The organism is Gluconacetobacter sacchari, from assembly GCF_014174255.1.
Lineage (GTDB): Bacteria > Pseudomonadota > Alphaproteobacteria > Acetobacterales > Acetobacteraceae > Gluconacetobacter > Gluconacetobacter sacchari.
Genome location: NZ_JABEQJ010000034.1, coordinates 17,797 through 36,577, shown reverse-complemented (window position 1 = coordinate 36,577; position 18,781 = coordinate 17,797). Strand labels below are relative to the sequence as shown.

Below are 18,781 nucleotides of genomic sequence, written 5' to 3'. Positions count from 1 at the left end.
CGGCCGGCTCCGTTCCATCTATCGAAAAGCGCCGCATGTTCGCGGCGGGTAGGAGAACCGGCCGACATGACTTCATCCGTGTCGCGCCCGGAGGCCTCGTCCGGGTCAGGACAGCAGGCGCCGGGCCCAGCCACGCCGTCCGGCAGCCGGCGCGACCATCGGGTCGACGCGCTGCGCGGGGTCGCGCTGCTGATGATGTTCGTCGACCATATCCCCCAGAACGTGCTCAACCGCTTCACGTTGCGTAATGTTGGCTTCGCCGACGCGGCAGAGATCTTCGTTCTGCTGGCTGGCTATGCGTCGTGGCTGGCCTATGGCCGGAATTTCCAACGGGTAGGGCTGCGCGCCGGAGTGGGCAGGGTTTGGCGGCGTTGCGCGAAGCTGTATGTCTTCCAGGCCGTGATGGTGGTGGTGACGACGGCCACCATTCGCTACTGGCGCGCCTTCTGGCCGGTGCCGGTCGATTTCCTGGAGCCTGAACTGGCGCATGGGCTGAGTTCCTTCTGGCGTGTCCTGTTCCTCGACGCGTTGCCCAGCAATTTGAACATCCTGCCGCTCTATATGGTGCTGCTGGGTGTCTTCCCGCTGATCTATCTGATGATGCGGACCAGCCTGTGGACGACGCTGGCGCTCAGCGCCGGGCTGTGGCTGCTGATCAATCTCGACCCGTCGATCAATTTCCCCAACTGGCTGGACCCGGACGGCTGGTATTTCGATCCGCTGGCCTGGCAGTTCCTGTTTACGCTGGGGGCCTGTGCCGCCGTGATGGCGGGGCGGCACGGTGGCAGCCTGCCGCGCCGGGGCTGGCTGCGCGTGGCATGCGGACTCTATCTGGCGGTGTCGGCGCTGGAGGCCTTTCCCTGGCAGCAATGGGGGCTGCCCGACCTGCGGCCCTTCGTCCTCACCGCGCCGGACAAGAGCGTGCTGGCGCCGCTGCGGCTGCTGGACGTGCTGGCGATCTTCTATCTGGTCCAGTCCTCGCACGGCGTGCGAGGTGCTGCCGAAGGGCGCATCGGGCGAGTGATGGCGCTGTTCGGGCGCCATTCGCTGGAAGTCTTCTCCGCCGGGACGGTGATCGATCTGTATGCGCGCCTGATCTTCACCTCGTTCGGGTCGGGCTGGATGCTCCAGATCGCGGTGAATGTGATCGGATTTGCCATCCTGTGGGAACTGGCGACGGTTCTCGACCGGATCCGCGTCAGGCAGAAACAGCGTCAGGCGGCGGGCCATGCCCCCACGTCCGCCGCGACCGTACTGGAAAGAGCCCATTGATGAATGATGCGACCGAACATGCGCCATCTCCTGTCCTGCCGCGTCTGACTGAACGGCTGCGGCGGGGTCGGCCGGTGCGCGTGACCCTCTTCGGTTCCTCGACCACCGAGGGGATCGGTGCCAGCAGCCCGGAACATGGCTTTGCCGCCGTGTTCGAGCGGACCCTCGCGCCGTTCGCGACCGGTGGGCTGACGGTGGTCAATCGCGGGATCGGCGGCAACGGCGCGCAGGAAATGCACGACCGCCTGCCCGGTGTGCTGGCCGACGCGGCGGATCTGGTGATGTGGCAGACCGGCAGCAACGATGCCTGGCAGGGCGTAAAGCTGGAAACCTATGAGGATCTGACGCGCCAGGACCTGCTGGCCACCCGTCGCACGGGAGCGGATCTGGCGCTGATCGACCCGCAATATTGCCGGATGCTGGAGGAATGCGCGGCTTTTCCGCCCTTCGTCCCGGCGGTGCATCGCATTGGCGCGGAACTGGGGATTCCGGTCTTCGGCCGGTATGCCCGCATGAAATCCTGGTGCGCCGAACTGGGCATGGACCGCGACGAATTGTCGCCCGACGGGCTGCATATGGGCGACCGGGGCTACCTGCTGCTGGGCGAGGCGGTCGCGCGCTGGCTGGTGGAACTGACCGGCGCGCCGGCGGGTGCGTTCGCCCCCGGCGACTGATCGCGGGCTGGGCTGTGGGTCTGCCCTTCCGATTCGGGCGTGATCATGCTCTAGGATAGCCGCGTCACGACGACCTGCCTGCTGGAAGCATTTCGCCCCATGTCCTCGCCTGTTCCGGTTACCTCTCGTCCGTTCGCCGCCATCGGGCTGGCGGCCTCCCTGTCCCTGATCGCGGCGGGCATTGCCCGGGCCGAACCGGCGATGGTGGCGCCCCTGCCGGTTCCGCCGTCGGCCGATGCTGCGCCGCCGATCCACCTGCCCGCGCCGGGGCGGGGCACGCCCGACAGTTTCGCCGACCTGGCGGCGCGGCTGCTGCCGGCCGTGGTCAATGTCTCGACCACCGAGACGGTCAAGCCCGGCGACGACGGCGATCCGGATGGCGAGGGCGAGGACGCGCCGCAGATCCCCAACTTTCCCGAGGGATCGCCGTTCGAGAAATTCTTCCATGATTTCATGAGCCACCAGAACGGCCCCGAGGCCGCGCCGCGCAAGATGCAGGCCCTGGGATCGGGCTTTATCATCGATGCGTCGGGGATTATCGTCACCAACAACCATGTCATCCGCCACGCGGACCAGATTACGGTGACGCTTCAGGACAATACCGTGCTCAAGGCCAGGCTGCTGGGCCATGACGACCGGACCGACCTGGCGGTGCTGAAAGTCGAATCGCCGCATCCGCTGCCGGCCGTTGCCTTCGGCGACAGCGACCGCGCGCGGGTCGGCGACTGGGTGCTGGCGATCGGCAACCCGTTCGGCCTGTCGGGGACGGTGACGGCGGGCATCATCTCGTCGCGCGGCCGCAATATCGAGCAGGGGCCGTACGACGATTTCATCCAGACCGACGCGCCGATCAACAAGGGTAATTCGGGTGGCCCGCTGTTCGACATGCAGGGGCAGGTGATCGGGATCAATACCGCGATCTACTCGCCTTCCGGCGGGTCGATCGGCATCGGCTTCTCCATTCCCTCGGCCGAGGCGCGGGGCATCATCGACCAGTTGCGCCGGACAGGCAAAGTCTCGCGCGGCTGGATCGGCGTGCGGATTCAGGACGTGACCCAGGACATCGCGGACGGGCTGGGGCTGAAGGCCGCGCATGGCGCGCTGATCGCCGGGGTCGAGGCCAAGGGTCCGGCCGCGGCGGCCAAGTTGCAGGTCGGCGACGTGATCCAGACCCTGAACGGCAAGGATATCGATGGGCGCGCCCTGCCGCGCCTTATGGCCGATACCGCTCCTGGACAGGTGGTCAAGCTGGGCGTCTGGCGGCATGGCCAGGTGGTGACGGCCTCGGTCACCGTGGGCGCATTGCCCGAGGACCCCAAGGAAGCGCCTGCGCCCAAGCCTGATGCCAAGGCGCGGGGCAGCGTGCCGTTGCAGGGGTTGGGCATGACGGTGGGCGCGATCGACGATGTCGCTCGCCAGAAATTCAACCTGGCCGAGGGGCAGAAGGGCGTGGTCGTGACCGATGTGGCCCAGGACGGGCCGGCGGCGGATCGCGGCCTGCGGGCCGGCGACGTGATCACCCAGGTCCAGCAGGCGGAAGTCGCGACCCCTGCCGACCTGCGGCGGCTGATCGAGGCGGCGCGGGCGAAGCATCGGCGGTCGGTCCTGCTCCTGATCCAGAACAGCGACGGTCTGCGGTGGGTGCCGCTGCCGCTGGCGGACGACGCGAAGTAACGTCCACGCCAGATGGAACAGGACATGACGGCTGCGCCGCTGCCCGCGCGCTGGGCGGCGATCCGCCGGGTGCTGGAACCCAGGGGGGCCGAGATCCGGCAGGCGGCGCGCCTGCTGGTGTCGGTGCTGTTGTCGGACCTGCTGGCGCGGGCGGTGCATCTGCACGAACCGGTCTGGTCGGTGATTACCTCGGTCATCGTCACGCAGAGCCGCATCACCCAGACCCTGACCACCGGGCGGGACCAGATCGTGGGCACGCTGGTAGGGGCGGGGGCGGGGCTGCTCGCCATTCTGCTGATCCAGGCTGGGCTGGTGCCGGGCTGGCTGGCTTTCTGGCTGGCGTTGACGCCGCTGGCGCTGTTGGCGGCGGCGCGGCCGAATCTGCGCTTCGCCGCCGTGACGCTGATGATCGTGCTGCTGTTTCCGATCAGCGGCGACCCGTTCCTGCGTCCGCTGGACCGAATCGCCTCGATCCTGATCGGCGTCGTGACCGCGCTCGTGGTCGCGATGTTCGTGCTGCACGATGCGGCGCGAAGCGACGTGCTGACGGCCTCGGGCCGGCTGGTCGCCGATATCGCCGATCTGCTGGATCGGGCTCTGCGTGGTGAACTCGATCATGACTCAATCGAAACGATTGACGAGGCCTGCCGCACCCATTTGCAGGAAATTTACGGCGCGGTGGCCGAGGCTCAGGTGGAGGGGCTGCGCGTCCTGCGTCGGCGGCCCGATCCGCTGCTGGAAGTCCTGCCCGGACTCCTGCGGCGCCTGCGCGGCAGTGCGGTGTTCGCCGCGCGGGCCGCCACCGAGGCCGGGGAGTTGCCGACCCTGGATGCCGCCCTGGATACCGAACGGCGGGCGCTGGCGCGCGTGCTGTCGCAGCTTTCGCGCCGCTGCGCGCGCGGGGCACGCGGCCGCCGGCGGATCGCGCGCGAGGATGCGGCAACCGTGCTGGCGGTGCTGCACCCGCCGGGCCCTTACTGGAGCCCGCCGATGCAGTTTACGCTGGGAATGCTCCATGCCGATCTGGAACGCGTGGTCCAGGCGGTTTGGTCTGACGGCATGGTGGCTCCATATGCGAGGACGAACAGAGGCGAAGGATAGAGGCCATGCTGAACCAGATGAGTCTGAACGCACTCCCGGCTGGCGTATCCGCGCCCGGCTATGATCCGCAGGCCATCGGGACCGGGATCGTGCATTTCGGCGTCGGCAACTTCTTCCGCGCCCATGAGGCCTTCTATGTCGATCGCTGCCTGGCGCTGGCGGGGCAGCAGGACTGGGGGATTGCCGGTGTCGGGCTGACGGCGGGCGGCCGCTCGGAACGCAAGGCCGAGCAGTTCATCGGGCAGGACTGCCTCTATTCCCTTACCGAGGCCGCCCCGGACGGCGGGCGAACGGTCCGGGTGATCGGTGCCCTGCGTGCCTATCTGCTGGCTCCGGCCGACCCGCAGGCCGTGCTGGACCTGCTGGCCGACCCGTCGATTCGCATCGTCAGCATGACGATCACCGAGGGCGGTTACAATATCGACGAGACGACGGGGGAATTCCGCCTGGATCATGCCGCGGTGCGGGCCGACTTGGCGGGTGACGCGCCGCCGGCGACGATCTTCGGCTATGTTATCGAGGCCCTGGCCCGGCGCCGGGCTGCCGGGGTTGGACCGTTTACCGTGCTTTCCTGCGACAATCTGCGCCATAATGGCGATGTGGCGCGGACGGCGTTCCTGGGTTTTGCCCGAGCGCGCGATCCGGATCTGGCGGCGTGGATCGAGGCGCATGTCACCTTTCCCAACGGGATGGTCGATCGCATCACGCCGTCGGTGGACGATACGATCGCCCGCGCGCTGAACGACGCCAGCGGCCTGGACGACGCGCTGCCGCTGGTGGCCGAGGATTTTACCCAGTGGGTCGTGGAGGACCGGTTCTGCGCCGGCCGGCCGGCGCTGGACAAGGCGGGCGTCCAGTTCGTCACCGACGTGACCGGTTATGAGCATGTGAAGGTGCGGATGCTGAATGCGTCGCATATCCTGCTGGCCTTTCCTGGCATCCTGCTGGGCTACCGCCAGGTGGACGAGGCGCTGCGCGACCCGGATCTGGCGCGGTTCGTCAACGCCTATCTGGAACTGGATGTGATTCCGCGCCTTGACGCGCCGCCGGGGCTGGATCCGCAGGCCTATCGGCGCGACGTGCTGCGGCGATTTTCCAATCCGGCGATGGCGGATCAACTCCTGCGGATCGGCGGCGACGGATCGTCCAAGATCCAGGTTTTCTGGACCGAGACGGTGCGGCGCGTGCTCTCCGATGGCGGGGATCTGCGGCGGATCGCGTTTGGCATCGCGGCCTATCTGGAAGCGTTGCGTGGAGTGGACGAAACCGGCGCGCGCTATACGCCCGCCGAACCGACGCTGGACGCGGCGCACCTGGCACTGGCGGATGCGGTGGACCTGCACGCGGCGCTGGCGCTGCCGGCTTTCGATGGCTGGCGCGACGCGCAGAGCCCGGCACTGACCGATGGCATCGTCGCCGCCCGGAAGGCCATTCGCGACAGCGGCGTGCGGGCCGCGTTGGCGCAGTACGGCGGCCTGCCGGACTGAGGGCACTGCTTCCTCGCCGCGTCAGCCGGGTTGCACCGCGCGGGTCATCAGCAGGGCCTTCGGGTCGTAGCTGGCCAGGATGGCGGCGGCATCGGGCTGGTCGATCGGGGTGAATCCCGCCCGCAGCCAGTACGCCGCCGCGCTGCCGGTGGCGATCAGCGCGAGGTTGGGCAGGCCAGACTGTGTCGCGCGGCCGGCCAGGATCGTCAGGGCGTCCGCGGCGGCGCCCCGGCCCCGGACATGGGGCAGCAGCGCGATATCGTGCAGGTACCAGCAATCCGGCCGGGCCGGCAGCGCGCCCAGCGCGCGATCCAGCGCCGGTGGGGCGGCGGCGCGCCAGGGGTGGCTGAGGACATAGCCCTCGGGCCCCGTGCCCGGGTCCAGAACCAGGCAGCCGGCGGGGCACAGGGCCAGCCGTTCGGTGAAGACGGCCGGGCCTTCGGGATAGGCGGGATGCACCCGCGCCGCGATGTCCAGCACGGCGGGGAGGTCGTCGGGGCGCATGGATCGCCAGTGGGTGCGGGGCGGGTGGGGCAGGGGGGCGGCAGTGATCATGGGTAGGGAAAACGCTCTCGACAGGCGGGCGAGAACTCCAGCATAGCATGGGCCGGTCATGACCGGGATGGGAGGTGTGTGCGGGATGGAGGATACGCGTCTGACGGTGCGGATCGACGCGCGTGACCAGCCCTTGCTGGGCCATGGCAAGATCCGCCTGCTGGAAGCCATCGGCGCGGCCGGATCGATTTCCGCCGCCGCGCGGACGATGGGCATGTCCTATCGCCGGGCGTGGCTGCTGGTCGAAGCCATGAACGCGGCCTTTGCCGAGCCGCTGGTCGCCACCAGGCCGGGCGGCGGCGGGGGGGCCGCGTTGTCGCCGGCGGGCAGCGACGTCCTGCGCCTGTATCGCGAGGTCGAGGAGCGGGCGGAACAGGCGGCCCGGCCGGCCCTGCGGGAGCTGCAAGCGCGCCTCGCGTCGCGTTGACGGCGGTTCTGCCGCCGAAATCTTCGCGCTTGGGGATTGTAACAACACGCCGCAATATGGCCACAGGCCTTTGTCATGACTGATGGACTGCGATGTCTGGGGAGCAAGGATGTTAAGACGCGATCTCGTGAAGACCGGAGCGGCGGGCGTGCCCCTGCTGTCGCTGCTGGGGACAGGCGCGCGCGCCGCCCATGCGGCCGCGCCGGCCGCCCCCGCGCCGACCGGTGCCTTCGATGCCGGTACGGTGCGGCAGATCGCCGAGCATCTGTCGCGCCAGGCCTATCGCGCGCCCGACCAGGCGCTGCCTTCGGCGATCGACGCGCTGAATTTCGACCAGTATCGCTCGATCGCCTATCGCGAGGACCAGGCGCTGTGGCATGGCCAGAACCTGGCCTTCGACGTGGAGTTCTTCCCCCGTGGCTTCCTGTATCGGCCGCGGATCGAGATCTATGAGGTCGCCGACGGCAAATCGGCGCCCGTGCCCTACAGCCCCGACCTGTTCAGCTATGGCGACCCCAGGCTGAAGGTCTCGGACAATGTGGGGTTCGCCGGGCTGCGGCTGCGCTATGCGATCAACACGCCGGGCGTGATGGAGGAATTCTGCGTCTTTCTCGGCGCGTCCTATTTCCGCGCGGTGGCGCGGGGGCAGAATTACGGCCTGTCGGCGCGCGGCTTCGCCGATGGCACCGGCAATCCGAAGGGCGAGGAATTCGCGCTGTTCCGTGCCTTCTGGCTGGAGAAGCCGCAGCCGGGCGTGGATTCGGTCGTCGTGCATGCGCTGCTGGACAGCCCCTCGGTGGCCGGGGCCTTCAGCTTTACCATCCGCCCGGGCGACATGACGGTCTTCGACGTGCAGTCCTACCTGTATCCGCGCACCAAGATCGACGAGCCCGGCATCGCGCCGCTGACGGGCATGTTCTATTTCGACGCCAACGACCGCAACCATGTCGATGACTGGCGCCCCGCCGCGCATGACAGCGAGGCGCTGTCGATCTGGACCGGCGGCGGCCAGCAATTGTGGCGGCCGCTGCGCAATCCGCGCGATCTGCAATTCTCGGCCTTTTCGGACAATTCGGTGCGCGGGTTCGGCCTGATGCAGCGCAAGCGGGCCTTCGCCGATTTCGAGGACCTGGCGCTGAACTACGAAAAGCGCCCGTCGCTGTGGATCGAGCCGATCGGCGATTGGGGCGCGGGCGCGGTCGACCTGGTGGAAATTCCGACCGCCAACGAGGTGAACGACAATATCGTCTCGTTCTGGCGGCCGGGCGGCGGGCTGGCGGCGGGGCGGGAATATGCCTTCACCTATCGGATGTACTGGGGATGGGATACGCCCTGGCCGACCCGGCTGGCGCGGATCGCCGCCACGCGCGTCGGTGCGGTGACCGACGACCCGGCCGCGCGGTTCTTCGCCATCGATTTCAGCGGCGCGCCGTTCGACAACCTGGCCCCGGATGCCAGGTTCCATCTGGTGCCCAGCAGTTCGGCCGGTACGATCCGCAATGTGGTGGTCGAGCCCGACCCGGCCATCCATGGCTGGCGGACGACCTTCGAATTCGCCCCCGGCAATGCCAAGATCGCGGAACTGACCTGTGTCCTGGCCAATGATGCCGGGCCGGTCTCCGAACAATGGACCTATCGATGGACACCCTAGACCAGCGCGCGCGCGCCGGCATCGTCGATGGCGGCGCCTTTCGTGCCCTGCCCGACGAATCGCCGATGGAGATGCGGACGCAATCGCTGTCGGCGCCGCCCCTGACGCATGGCCGCCCGCACGTGCCGGTGACCGAACCCGCCCTGATGGCGCTGCGGCGGCTGGCGGTGATCGGGTCGGCCACCCTGCTGACGGCCTATGGCGCCTATGCGATGAACCGGGTGCTGAACTCGGTGGGCTATTCGGTGCTGGGCGTGGCCGTGCTGGTGCTGTTCGTGCTGCTGTTCCAGTGGATCGCGCTGGCTTTCACCTCCGCCGTCGGCGGGTTCGTGTCGCTGCTGCGGCATGGCGGGCTGGGGCTGGGGATCGCGCGGGAGGGGGACCTGCCGGCCCTGTCCAGCCGCACCGCGCTGCTGATGCCGACCTATAACGAAAGTCCGGGCCGGGTGATGGCCGGGCTGCGCGCCATGTATGACAGCATGGCGGCGACGGGGCGGCTGGAATCGTTCGATTTCTTCATTCTTTCCGACACCACCAATCCAGACGTGTGGGTGGAGGAGGAAGCCGCGTTCCTGGCCCTGCGGGCCGCGACGGGGGGAGACGCGCGCATCTTCTACCGTCGCAGGCCCGTGAATACCGAGCGCAAGGCCGGCAATATCGCCGAATGGGTGCGCCGCTTCGGCGGGGCCTACGCGCAGATGGTCACGCTGGATGCCGACAGCCTGATGGCGGGCGGGACGGTGGTGCGGATCGTCGCGGCGATGGAGCGCCATCCGGGTGTGGGGCTGATCCAGACCCTGCCGGAAATCGTCAACGGCACCACGCTGTTCGCGCGGATGCAGCAATTCGCCGGCCGGGTCTATGGGCCGCTGATCGCCCATGGCATTGCCTGGTGGCACGGGTCGGAGGGGAATTACTGGGGGCATAACGCGGTGATCCGCACCCGGGCCTTCGCCGAGCAGGCGGGCCTGCCGCACCTGCCGGGGCGCAAGCCGTTCGGCGGGCATATCCTGAGCCATGATTTCGTCGAGGCCGCGCTGATGCGCCGGGGGGGATGGGCCATTCACATGGTGCCGGCGCTCCCGGGCTCGTACGAGGAAAGCCCGCCCTCGCTGACCGACATCGCGATCCGCGACCGCCGCTGGTGCCAGGGCAACCTGCAACATGCCAAGGTGGTGGGGACGCGCGGCCTGAACTGGGTCAGCCGGCTGCACATGCTGATGGGAATCGGCTCGTACGTCACCTCGCCGCTGTGGCTGCTGTTCCTGCTGGCGGGCATCCTGATCTCGCTGCAATCGCGCTTCGAGAAGCCGGAATATTTCGGCGATACCAAATCGCTTTATCCGAACTGGCCGCATGTCGACCCCGAACAGGCGAAATACGTGTTCATCGGCACCATGGCCATTCTGCTCGCGCCCAAGATGATGGCCTATGTCGCGCTGCTGTTCGACCCGGTCACGCGCCGGGGGTGCGGCGGGGCGGTGCGGGCGGCGTTGTCGGTGCTGGTGGAGACGCTGATCGGCGGGCTGGTGGCGCCGGTGGCGATGCTGATCCAGACCTCGGGCGTGCTGTCGATCCTGATGGGCCGCGATTCGGGCTGGAACGCGCAGCGGCGCGACGATGGCGGGGTGCCGCTGATGGACACGGTGCGGGCCTATTGGGTCTATATGCTGTTCGGCCTGGTCCTGGGTACCTGTGCGTGGAGTGTGTCGATTCCGCTGTTCCTGTGGATGACGCCGGTGCTGCTGGGGCTGGCCTTCGCCATTCCGCTGGCCGCGCTGACCGGCAGCCGCGCCGCCGGCCAGGCCCTGTTGCGGGCCGGGCTGCTGCTGATCCCCGAGGAGACGTCGCCGCCGGACATCCTGCGCCGCGCCGCCGTCGCCAATGCCGCCCGGCCGGCCGGAGAGGGCGGCGAGGCGATCCATCTGCTGCTGGCCGATCCGGCGCTGATGGCGGCGCATCGCGCGATGCTGCCGCCGGCGCGCCGGCCGGGCGACCCGATCAATCCCGACCTGCTGGTCGGGCTGCTGAAACTGGCGGAGAGCCCGGACCCGGACAGCGCGGTCGCGCGGCTGAAGCGGACGGAAAAGGCCGCGGTGCTGGCCAGCGCGGACGGGCTGGCGCGGCTGGATGCCCTGCGGAGGGGGTGAGGCGCCCGGGGGGCCGTCGGTTCATTTCGGCGGCGGGGCGGCTTGATCCACCATCAGGCAGGCTTTGGCCAGCTTGGGGTCGGTGCCGCCCTTGGCGCACAGGGCGGCCGCATCGGGCTGGCAGTCATGGATCGCGGTTTCGAAATCCGTTTCCAGCACGTCGCGTGCCACATCCACATCGGGGTCGTTGGTCCGTGTCTGCTCGGCGTCCAGCGTGGCCTGGGTCTTGTGCAGTTCGGTCAGCGCGTCGACGCAGGCCTGGCTGGCGGCGTTGGGATTGACTTGCAGGGCCGCCACGATTCTCTGGAGTTCCAGGGCGGGGGAGCCGGCCGCTCCGTCGTCCTGGGCGATCGCGGGGGTGGCGGCAAGGAGGCCGGACAGGAACAGGACGGCACGCCGGCCGGAATGGGTGATCGTCACACTGGCTATTCCACTGGGATATTCCTCTGGCGCGCGGACCCGGGGGTGCTGCGCGCCGCGGGACTATGGCAGGAAGCGCCGGCCGGCGAAAGATGCCGGGCGGGTGCTTCGCCCGGCGTCCGGCTGCTATGGTCCGGGCGGGTTGTTGGCGGCGAAGTTCCGCAGCAGCAGGGCCTGGATTTCCTCGTCGGGGCTGCCCAGCCAGCTTTGCAGGAACGGGTGCGCGGCGTCCGGCCGGACATGCAGCAACCCCCAGGCCGCGTGACCGTCGGCGGCGAAGACGATGTCGAGCTGGTTGTCGGCGCAATCGTGGGGCTTGCACAGGTGACCCAGCAGATAGGTCCGCCCGCCCGAGGCGACCCGCGATACCGGCGTCGACGTGGCCTGCCCGCGACTGACCCAGTCGGGAAAGCGCTGCATGACGACATAGGCCCGGCGATACGGGGCCTCCAGCAGCAGGTCGGCGGTCTGCGTCGGCTCGGCCGCCCGGGTGGAATGGCCGGCCAGCAGCAGGATGACGGAACAGGCGGGGATGAGGCGCATGGCACGGCGTGGCACGTCGGGGGTGGCTCCTGGGCTGCGGGAATGGGAAGGCGGTCACAGGACGCTTATGGCGGCGCGCGGTTTACAATATTTTTCCGGCGACCGATCTTTTTTCCGGCGCGGGCGCAACGGGCCGCCGTCTGGTGTATGGTGCGGGGCGGCCGGCCGTGTGCCGGCGCGCCAGCCTGTCGAGGAATATTGTCGCCGTCATGCGCCTGCGCTCAGCTCCGTCTTCTCTCCTGCCCAGACTGCCGAACCCGAAGAAGCTCAAGCTCGGGGTGATGGCCGTGCTCGCCGTGGCCTATGGCGTGCTGTTCGTGACCCTGTCGCGCCATCCGAAGCCACCGCCCAAGCCGCGCTATACCGCCATTCCGGTGGCGGTGGTGAAGACCGCGCCCCATGGGGAGCCCGCGCCGCCCGCCCTTGCCGTGCCGCTGTTGCCCGCGCCCGTGGTGGATGTGCCGCCGCCGCATCTGACGATCCGCTGAGCGGCTGTCGCGTTCGCCCGACCCATGCGGCTGGCCCAGTTCTGCCATACGATGGACCTATTCCCGCCATCGCGGCATGGTCCGGTGCGCTGTTGTCACAGAATATGAGAATCGATCGATGACGATCCGGAAAATCCTGCTTGCCTTCGCCCTGCCCATGACCGTGCTGGCCGGGGGGCTGCCCGCCGCCATGCCGGCCGCGCGCGCGGCGGATGCGGCCTGTGCCCCATCCGGTGCAGACAGCCAGGCCCCGGGATGGGATGTCGCCGGCCGCCTGGCCCGGCGCGAGGATTGCCTGGCCGGACGTGGCCGCGCCTATCGCGACGGCGTGACGAAGAACGCCCGGCAGCGGCTGCAAGCCGGCCAGAATGCGGTCGATGCCGTGCGCGATGCGCCGCAGAACCAGATGAACCGCCTGCGTAACGCCGGTACGACCGAACAGAACCGGCTGAACGCGCTGGGCCAGCAGACCCGGGGGAACATCGCCGGCGTGCTGACCGGCGGATTGTAGGCGCGCCGCACGCCGAAGGGGGCCCGCCGCCGTGCTGGCGCTGGCCTTGATCGTTATCCGGAACCGCCGTTCATCATGGCGGTTCCGGAGAGGCGCCCGGTGTTCTGTTCAGCCTGCGTTTGCCCACGGAATCACATGGTGCGACGTGTCCATGTAATAGGATTTCTGACGCATGTAGGTGCGCAGGCCGTCCAGTCCCTTCTCGCGGCCCGCGCCGCTTTCCTTGTCCGCGCCGAAGGGCGTGGAAATGGAAAACTGCTTATAGGTATTGATCCAGACCGTTCCGGCGGTGATGGCGCGTCCGATGGCGAGGGCGCGGGTGACGTCACGGGTCCAGACGCCGCAGGCAAGGCCATACTGGCTGTCATTGGCCATGCGGATGACGTCCTCTTCCGTATCGAAGGGCATCGCGACGAGGACGGGACCGAAGACTTCCTCGCGGCAGATGGCGGCCTCGTTGGTCACCTTGTCGATGATCGTCGGCAGATAATAATATCCGTCGTCCCACGACGCACCCTTCGGCCGATGGCCCCCGGCGAGGACGCGGCCGCCCTCCGCGCGGGCGATATCGACCCAACGGTCGACATTCGCGACGTGATCGGGGTGGATCAGCGGGGCGACCTGGGTTTGCGGATCGAAGGGATGGCCGACTTTCAGGGCGCGGGTGGCGGCGACCAGGCGTTCGAGAAAATCGTGATAGAGCGAGCGATGGATGAAGAGACGCGAGCCGGCGATGCAGGACTGTCCCGACGATGAGAACATGCCATAGAGAATGCCGGCCAGCGCCTGGTCGAGATCGGCGTCGGGCAGGACGATGGTGGGGGATTTGCCGCCGAGTTCCAGCGACACGGGGATGAGCCGTTTCGCGGCGTTGCTGGCGATGGCGTGGCCGACCTTCGTGCCGCCGGTAAAGGAAATGCGCCCGATGGCCGGGTCGTTCACCAGCCTGTCGCCGACCGACTGTCCCCCGCCGGGCAGCACGGAAAGCAGCCCGGGGGGCAAGCCGGCCTCCGCCACGATGCGGGCGAATTCCAGCCCGACCAGCGGACTCCAGCTTGCCGGTTTGAGGATCACCGCGTTGCCCGCCGCGAGAGCCGGCGCGACCTTCTGGGCGTCGCTGGCGATCGGGGAGTTCCAGGGCGTGATGGCGGCGACAAGGCCGATGGGTTCGAAGCGCGACAATGTCATCCACGGCCCCCGCGAGGGGGTGATCGCTTCTTCCATCGTCTCCAGCGCGGCGGCGAAGTAGCGGAAGGTTCCGGCGGCGCTCATGGCGAGCGCGCGTGTCTCCTTCAGGGTCTTTCCGGTGTCGCGGCTCTGGATATAGGCGATGCGATCGGCGTTCGCGGCCAGGCCGTGGGCAATCCTGTAGAGATAGTCCGCGCGCTGATGCGCCAGGAGATCGCGCCAGGCATGGTCTTGCTGCGCTTTCCGCGCCGCCGCGATCGCGTCCGCCACATCCTGCTCTCCTGCCTCGCGCATGACGCGATTGAGGCTGCCGTCGGCGGGGAAGCGGGATTCGATTTCCGTGCCTCGTCCTTCGCGGAATGTGCCCGCCAGGAAGATACGACCGTCGGGCAGGTCGTCGGGAGTGAACCCCGGGTCGGGAACGGGCATCGGCATGTTTCCTTGCGAGGGGACCGGGCCGGGTATCATGCGGGCATCAGGTCCGGGGACGAGAAATGCGGACCGGGCCTGAGGCTGTCCAGAACGCAGCGCGCGACACTGAAGCCCGCGGTGAGGGACGTTCGGGGATTGTCTGGCGACGGCAGGCCCTCCATTCTGAAAAAACCTTTTGCGCATCCGGCAGAGAATGAGATTTCATGCACGTTGTGCATGCACCCCGGGTCGGCGACGAGGCGCACTTCTGTCGCATCCAATCCAAGACCGGCGAAGGCGACCGTGGCGGCGACGTTGGCGTTTTTCGGGAATTTCAGGGCGGCTTCGCGGGCCGTTCCCTCGAAAATCACCGCATGGCCCGTGCCGCCGCCCGGCCAGGAGGCCGGCGGCTTGCGCCCGACATACGTGACCTCGGCCAGACCCGACAGCCGGGCGGCGGCCAGCGCATCCATGCCGCCGACGGCCCCGGTCGCGATCCGCAGTGCGCTGGTGTCCCGCGCGCACAGAGCGCGTAGGGTGTCGGCGTCGGCAAGGGCGCCGACCGAGGCGATCACGGTCTCGATCCCGGCGGCGAGGAGAGGCGGCACGGCTGCCCGGACGGCGTCCTGCGACGCGCATTCCGCGACGATGCGCGGCGCGAGGGCGACAAGGCCGGCGGCGTCGCCCACGATCCTGACGCATTCGGGCCGCAGGCCGAGGCGGACCGCGATCTGCGCCGGGTCCGCGGCGCGGTCGGGGCGGGTGAGAATTGCGACCGAAGAGAGTGTGATGCCCGCGGTCTGGATGGCGCGGATGACGGTTGCGGCCATCGATCCGCAGCCTATCAGTCCGAGATCGATGGTTGGCGCGATCATGTCGTCGGCTTTCCCGCCGCACCCGCCGGCGGACCCGCGAAGCTGCGGGCGAAGGGGCCGATGGCGATCATGTCGATTTCAAGCATGATCGGGCCGGAGGCATCCAGAGCCGAGGCGAGTGCCGCGGGGAAGGCGTCGATGTCGGAGATCCGCCGGTGGGGCAGATTCATGGCTTCGGCGAGCTTTCCGAAATCCGGGATCGCGTCCAGCGTGTAGTGATGACGGCCTTGGTACTGTGCGTCCTGGATGTTGCGGATGACGCCATATCCACGGTCGTTCATCAGGATGAAGACGATATCGGCCTTTTCTTCGACCGCCGTCGTCAGTTCGCCGACATAGAGCATGGCGCCGCCGTCGCCGACCAGGGCGATGGTGCGCGGGGCCGCGCCGGACATGGCGGCACCGATCGCCATCGCGATACCCTGGCCGATTCCGCCGCCAAGCGCATGTACGCCGAGATTGGGCGCCGCGAGCCGGACGTAACGGTTGCCGAAGGTGGAGTTGGAGATGGTGACGTCGCGCACGAAGGCGAGGCGACGCTGGAAGACCACGTCGCGCAGGGTCTCGGCGATGACGGCATAGGGGCCGAGCGTATCGCGCAGGTCGGCTTCGCCGCTTTCGCGCGCCGCCGTCACGTCCGCGCAGAGACGGCTGTCTGTCGGCAGCGCGTCCGGAATCCTGTCCAGGATGGCCTGGAGAATTTCGGCCGCGTCGCCGTGGATGAACAGGTCGACGGGATAGTTGCGTGCGCCCTGGCTTGCATCGGCGTCGATCTGCACGACGGTCTTGCCAAGTCGCATTTCGTTGTTGCGCGTCTCGTTTCCGCGCAGTCGGGAGCCAACGATGACGGTGAGATCGGCGCTGTCATACAGGGCCTGGGCTTTCGGCGTCATGTTGAACGCGCCCAGCGAGGATGGCGAATCTTCGGGCACGGTGGCGCGCCCGTTGGTGCTGGTGACGGCGGCGACGCCCCGGCGCACCAGTTCGGCGGCCTGCGCGGCCGCGCCGCGCGCGCCGCCGCCGAACCAGAAGACGGGACGGCGGGCGGAGCGCAGCATCGCGGCGAGGTCGTCGAGCGCTGCGTCGTCGGGCTGCACGCGGGATGTCAGCGGCTTAGGCCAGATGCGGGGAACGATGGCCGACTCCCGCTGCACGTCGATGGGAATTTCGACGGCCACGGGCCCCGAGGGAGCGGAAAGGGCGGCGGACGCGCCTGCGGCGAGCGTGGTAACGACCGAGGCCGCCGACCAGGCACGCAGGACCGCCTTGGAAACACCACGCAGCATTTCCGGCTGGCGCGGAACGTCGTGGATGGGCGCGCGGTCGCGGTCGATGAAGGGCCGGTCGATCTGGGTGGTGATATGCAACACCGGGGAGCAGGCGGTCAAAGCCTCGACCTGGCTGCCGGCGGCATTGCCCGCGGCGGTGCCGGTGCTGGTGATGACGACACCCAGGCCGCACGTCGTACGGGCATAGGCGTCGGCCATGTTCATGGCGCCGGCTTCGCCCCGGGCGGGTACGAAGCGGAGGCGGCCCTGGCGGGCGATGGCGTCAAGGATGGGCATGTTATGGATCGAGATGACGCCGAAGACGACTTTCACGCCCGTTTCGGCGAGCCATGCCGCCACGAGGTCTCCGACCGGCATGGTCCGCGCGGCGGTATCGCTGGGAGCGGCGTGATCCAATAGAGAGTCAGTCATGGTTGATCCGTCAGATATGTCTGGAGAGGCCGCCGGACACTTCGATCTGGCTACCGGTGATAAAGGCGGAGGCTGGCGAGCCGAGAAAGGCGATGGCGTTGGCCACCTCTTCCGGACGTCCGAGTCTTTTCATCGGGATATTCTTTTCCCTGCCGAGATCCGCGAGCCATTCGGCACGGGTGATTCCGCGATCTTCCCGAGCCTGAAAGCGGCGTTCCCACTGGCCGGATTCGATCAGGCCGACGACGACGGCGTTGACCCGGATGTCGGGGGCGAACTCTCCGGCGAGGGATTTCAGCATGTTCTGCACGCCGGCCCTGGCCGCCGAGGTGCAGACCATATGCGGTTCGGGCTGGTAGGCGAGCAGCGAATTCACGGCGACGATCGCACCCTGCCCCGATTGGCGCAGCATAGGCCCGAAGGCACGGATCGTATGGATCTGACTGAAGAATTTCAGCCTCAGCTCCTCGCTCCAGGCCTCGTCCGTCGTCTCGGCGAAGGTCGAGACGCGCCCCTGGCCGGCATTGTTGACTAGCAGGTCGCAGCGCCCCTGCCATCCGGCGACATCGCGGCGCAGGCGCTCGACGTCTCCCGCCTCCAGAATATCGCATTGCACGGCGAGGACATCACCGTGCGGGGCCAGCGACTGCCGTGCCGCGTCCAGCCGTTCGGCATTGCGTCCGCAGATGGCGACGGCCATGCCTTCGTCCAGGAGAACGCGGGCGGCGGCAAGCCCGATTCCCGAACTTCCTCCGGTGACGACAGCCATTTTCCCGCGTAGCCCCAGATCCATCTCGATTCTCCTATGACGCGGTCCGGGTGTGGGTCATGACCGTCGCGCGCCAGCCGAGCCGCACCGAGATCTGGCGAGCCGCGTCCGTGACGAGATCGGCGATATATGCGCGACGTCCACCCTCCGTCTCGAAAAGCGGCGTGGGACCGGAGACATTGACGGATGCGATGGGACGTCCCGACTCGTCGAACACGGGGGCCGCGATGGAACTGACACCGTCGGAATACAGGCCATCGCTTTCCGAGTATCCCGTTTCCCGCTCGCGTTTCAGCGTCTCGCTCAGGGTCTTCCATGACGCGGGCGTGCGGTCGGTATACTGGCCGAGCGGACAATTCTCGTACAGAGCCCGCACGTCCTCCGGGTCGAGCCAGGCGAGAATGGCGCGGCCGAGCGTCGTGGCGTGAGCGCCGACGCGCGAACCGACGGAGATGTTGCTGGCCAGCGGTACATTGGGCACGCGGCGGGCGAGATAGACGGCCTCGCGCCCGTCGAGGACGCCCAGATGTGCAGACAGGCCCGATTTTTCGGCGAGATTCGCCACGATGGGCAGGGCGATCCGGACCAGCCCCTGGCCGAAGGCGCTTTCGCCCACCAGGCCGACAAGGCCGATTCCGATCTGGTATTCACCATCGCGGGCGCGCTCGATGAATCGCTCCATCTCCAGCGTATGGAGGAGACGCAGCAGCGTCGTCCGGCTGATGCCCAGAGCCGCCGCCGCGGCCTTGACGTTGGCGAGCGAACCGCCGTCGCCGATATAGCGAAGCAGCCGGGCCGCGCGCTGCACCGGCGGCGACACATATCCGTTGCCCTCGTCTTTTGCGTCGTCGTCGGACTCTGACATGCCGTCTGCCTTCCCGTCTT

General features: G+C 68.3%; 18 protein-coding genes. 10 read left to right on the top strand and 8 right to left on the bottom strand.

All coding sequences use genetic code 11. The features are described 5' to 3' along the window. Positions 1-66: 66 nt before the first annotated feature. From HLH48_RS19200 to HLH48_RS19180, 5 genes are all read left to right on the top strand, one after another. On the top strand, positions 67-1,272 hold the full coding sequence (locus HLH48_RS19200) for an OpgC family protein (RefSeq protein ID WP_182999088.1): 1,206 nt from the start codon (positions 67-69) through the stop codon (positions 1,270-1,272). After that, positions 1,272-1,946: an SGNH/GDSL hydrolase family protein gene (locus HLH48_RS19195; protein ID WP_182999087.1), complete on the top strand. Its 675-nt coding sequence runs from the start codon at positions 1,272-1,274 to the stop codon at positions 1,944-1,946. The genes HLH48_RS19200 and HLH48_RS19195 overlap by 1 nt, the downstream gene beginning before the upstream one ends. Before the next feature lie 99 nt (positions 1,947-2,045). Continuing rightward, positions 2,046-3,620, top strand: a complete 1,575-nt coding sequence (locus HLH48_RS19190; RefSeq protein ID WP_182999086.1) for a DegQ family serine endoprotease — start codon at positions 2,046-2,048, stop codon at positions 3,618-3,620. Between the two features lie 24 nt (positions 3,621-3,644). After that, positions 3,645-4,721, top strand: a complete 1,077-nt coding sequence (locus HLH48_RS19185; RefSeq protein WP_246387552.1) for an FUSC family protein — start codon at positions 3,645-3,647, stop codon at positions 4,719-4,721. 5 nt (positions 4,722-4,726) lie between these two features. After that, positions 4,727-6,208, top strand: a complete 1,482-nt coding sequence (locus HLH48_RS19180; RefSeq protein ID WP_182999084.1) for a mannitol dehydrogenase family protein — start codon at positions 4,727-4,729, stop codon at positions 6,206-6,208. A 21-nt stretch (positions 6,209-6,229) separates the two neighbouring features. Here the strand turns inward: HLH48_RS19180 and HLH48_RS19175 are convergent, their stop codons facing one another. After that, entirely contained in the window at positions 6,230-6,763 is a 534-nt protein-coding gene (locus HLH48_RS19175) for a GNAT family N-acetyltransferase (protein WP_182999083.1), read from the bottom strand. A gap of 85 nt (positions 6,764-6,848) precedes the next feature. Here HLH48_RS19175 and HLH48_RS19170 point away from each other — a divergent pair, with 85 nt between their 5' ends. From HLH48_RS19170 to mdoH, 3 genes are all read left to right on the top strand, one after another. Next, the gene (locus HLH48_RS19170) at positions 6,849-7,190 is read left to right on the top strand and encodes a winged helix-turn-helix domain-containing protein (RefSeq protein WP_182999082.1); all 342 of its coding nucleotides are present in this window, start codon (positions 6,849-6,851) and stop codon (positions 7,188-7,190) included. A gap of 109 nt (positions 7,191-7,299) precedes the next feature. Continuing rightward, on the top strand, positions 7,300-8,841 hold the full coding sequence (locus HLH48_RS19165) for a glucan biosynthesis protein (protein ID WP_182999081.1): 1,542 nt from the start codon (positions 7,300-7,302) through the stop codon (positions 8,839-8,841). Beyond that, positions 8,829-10,991 carry a glucans biosynthesis glucosyltransferase MdoH gene (gene mdoH, locus HLH48_RS19160; protein WP_182999080.1) on the top strand — a complete coding sequence of 721 codons (2,163 nt, stop codon included), beginning with the start codon at positions 8,829-8,831 and terminating at the stop codon, positions 10,989-10,991. Before HLH48_RS19165 ends, mdoH begins: the two co-directional genes overlap by 13 nt. A gap of 21 nt (positions 10,992-11,012) precedes the next feature. Here the strand turns inward: mdoH and HLH48_RS19155 are convergent, their stop codons facing one another. Together HLH48_RS19155 and HLH48_RS19150 are read right to left on the bottom strand one after the other, a co-directional pair. Then, positions 11,013-11,411, bottom strand: a complete 399-nt coding sequence (locus HLH48_RS19155) for a hypothetical protein (protein WP_182999079.1) — start codon at positions 11,409-11,411, stop codon at positions 11,013-11,015. Between the two features lie 126 nt (positions 11,412-11,537). Continuing rightward, positions 11,538-11,969: an Ivy family c-type lysozyme inhibitor gene (locus HLH48_RS19150; protein ID WP_343065450.1), complete on the bottom strand. Its 432-nt coding sequence runs from the start codon at positions 11,967-11,969 to the stop codon at positions 11,538-11,540. A 194-nt stretch (positions 11,970-12,163) separates the two neighbouring features. Here HLH48_RS19150 and HLH48_RS19145 point away from each other — a divergent pair, with 194 nt between their 5' ends. Next, positions 12,164-12,442: a hypothetical protein gene (locus HLH48_RS19145; RefSeq protein ID WP_220795207.1), complete on the top strand. Its 279-nt coding sequence runs from the start codon at positions 12,164-12,166 to the stop codon at positions 12,440-12,442. 118 nt (positions 12,443-12,560) lie between these two features. Beyond that, positions 12,561-12,953 (top strand): hypothetical protein, encoded by a 393-nt coding sequence (locus tag HLH48_RS19140; protein ID WP_182999078.1) that lies wholly within the window; start codon positions 12,561-12,563, stop codon positions 12,951-12,953. 108 nt (positions 12,954-13,061) lie between these two features. Here HLH48_RS19140 and HLH48_RS19135 read toward each other — a convergent pair whose 3' ends face one another. From HLH48_RS19135 to HLH48_RS19115, 5 genes are read right to left on the bottom strand one after another with little or no spacing between them, the layout of a single operon-like run. Next, positions 13,062-14,570: an aldehyde dehydrogenase gene (locus HLH48_RS19135; protein WP_182999077.1), complete on the bottom strand. Its 1,509-nt coding sequence runs from the start codon at positions 14,568-14,570 to the stop codon at positions 13,062-13,064. A 35-nt stretch (positions 14,571-14,605) separates the two neighbouring features. Beyond that, positions 14,606-15,427 carry an aspartate dehydrogenase gene (locus HLH48_RS19130; RefSeq protein ID WP_182999076.1) on the bottom strand — a complete coding sequence of 274 codons (822 nt, stop codon included), beginning with the start codon at positions 15,425-15,427 and terminating at the stop codon, positions 14,606-14,608. Next, positions 15,424-17,127 (bottom strand): thiamine pyrophosphate-binding protein, encoded by a 1,704-nt coding sequence (locus HLH48_RS19125; protein ID WP_246387550.1) that lies wholly within the window; start codon positions 17,125-17,127, stop codon positions 15,424-15,426. The genes HLH48_RS19130 and HLH48_RS19125 overlap by 4 nt, the downstream gene beginning before the upstream one ends. 10 nt (positions 17,128-17,137) lie before the next feature. Continuing rightward, positions 17,138-17,920, bottom strand: a complete 783-nt coding sequence (locus HLH48_RS19120; protein ID WP_182999075.1) for an SDR family oxidoreductase — start codon at positions 17,918-17,920, stop codon at positions 17,138-17,140. Between the two features lie 10 nt (positions 17,921-17,930). Beyond that, positions 17,931-18,761 carry an IclR family transcriptional regulator gene (locus HLH48_RS19115; protein ID WP_182999074.1) on the bottom strand — a complete coding sequence of 277 codons (831 nt, stop codon included), beginning with the start codon at positions 18,759-18,761 and terminating at the stop codon, positions 17,931-17,933. Positions 18,762-18,781 lie beyond the last annotated feature (20 nt).

Coding starts and splice junctions, on each gene's coding strand:
- HLH48_RS19200 (WP_182999088.1), top strand. CDS start 67: ATGACTTCATCCGTGTCGCGCCCGGAGGCCTCGTCCGGGTCAGGACAG.
- HLH48_RS19195 (WP_182999087.1), top strand. CDS start 1,272: ATGAATGATGCGACCGAACATGCGCCATCTCCTGTCCTGCCGCGTCTG.
- HLH48_RS19190 (WP_182999086.1), top strand. CDS start 2,046: ATGTCCTCGCCTGTTCCGGTTACCTCTCGTCCGTTCGCCGCCATCGGG.
- HLH48_RS19185 (WP_246387552.1), top strand. CDS start 3,645: ATGACGGCTGCGCCGCTGCCCGCGCGCTGGGCGGCGATCCGCCGGGTG.
- HLH48_RS19180 (WP_182999084.1), top strand. CDS start 4,727: ATGCTGAACCAGATGAGTCTGAACGCACTCCCGGCTGGCGTATCCGCG.
- HLH48_RS19175 (WP_182999083.1), bottom strand. CDS start 6,763: ATGATCACTGCCGCCCCCCTGCCCCACCCGCCCCGCACCCACTGGCGA.
- HLH48_RS19170 (WP_182999082.1), top strand. CDS start 6,849: ATGGAGGATACGCGTCTGACGGTGCGGATCGACGCGCGTGACCAGCCC.
- HLH48_RS19165 (WP_182999081.1), top strand. CDS start 7,300: ATGTTAAGACGCGATCTCGTGAAGACCGGAGCGGCGGGCGTGCCCCTG.
- mdoH (WP_182999080.1), top strand. CDS start 8,829: ATGGACACCCTAGACCAGCGCGCGCGCGCCGGCATCGTCGATGGCGGC.
- HLH48_RS19145 (WP_220795207.1), top strand. CDS start 12,164: ATGCGCCTGCGCTCAGCTCCGTCTTCTCTCCTGCCCAGACTGCCGAAC.
- HLH48_RS19140 (WP_182999078.1), top strand. CDS start 12,561: ATGACGATCCGGAAAATCCTGCTTGCCTTCGCCCTGCCCATGACCGTG.
- HLH48_RS19135 (WP_182999077.1), bottom strand. CDS start 14,570: ATGCCCGTTCCCGACCCGGGGTTCACTCCCGACGACCTGCCCGACGGT.
- HLH48_RS19130 (WP_182999076.1), bottom strand. CDS start 15,427: ATGATCGCGCCAACCATCGATCTCGGACTGATAGGCTGCGGATCGATG.
- HLH48_RS19125 (WP_246387550.1), bottom strand. CDS start 17,127: ATGACTGACTCTCTATTGGATCACGCCGCTCCCAGCGATACCGCCGCG.
- HLH48_RS19120 (WP_182999075.1), bottom strand. CDS start 17,920: ATGGATCTGGGGCTACGCGGGAAAATGGCTGTCGTCACCGGAGGAAGT.
- HLH48_RS19115 (WP_182999074.1), bottom strand. CDS start 18,761: ATGTCAGAGTCCGACGACGACGCAAAAGACGAGGGCAACGGATATGTG.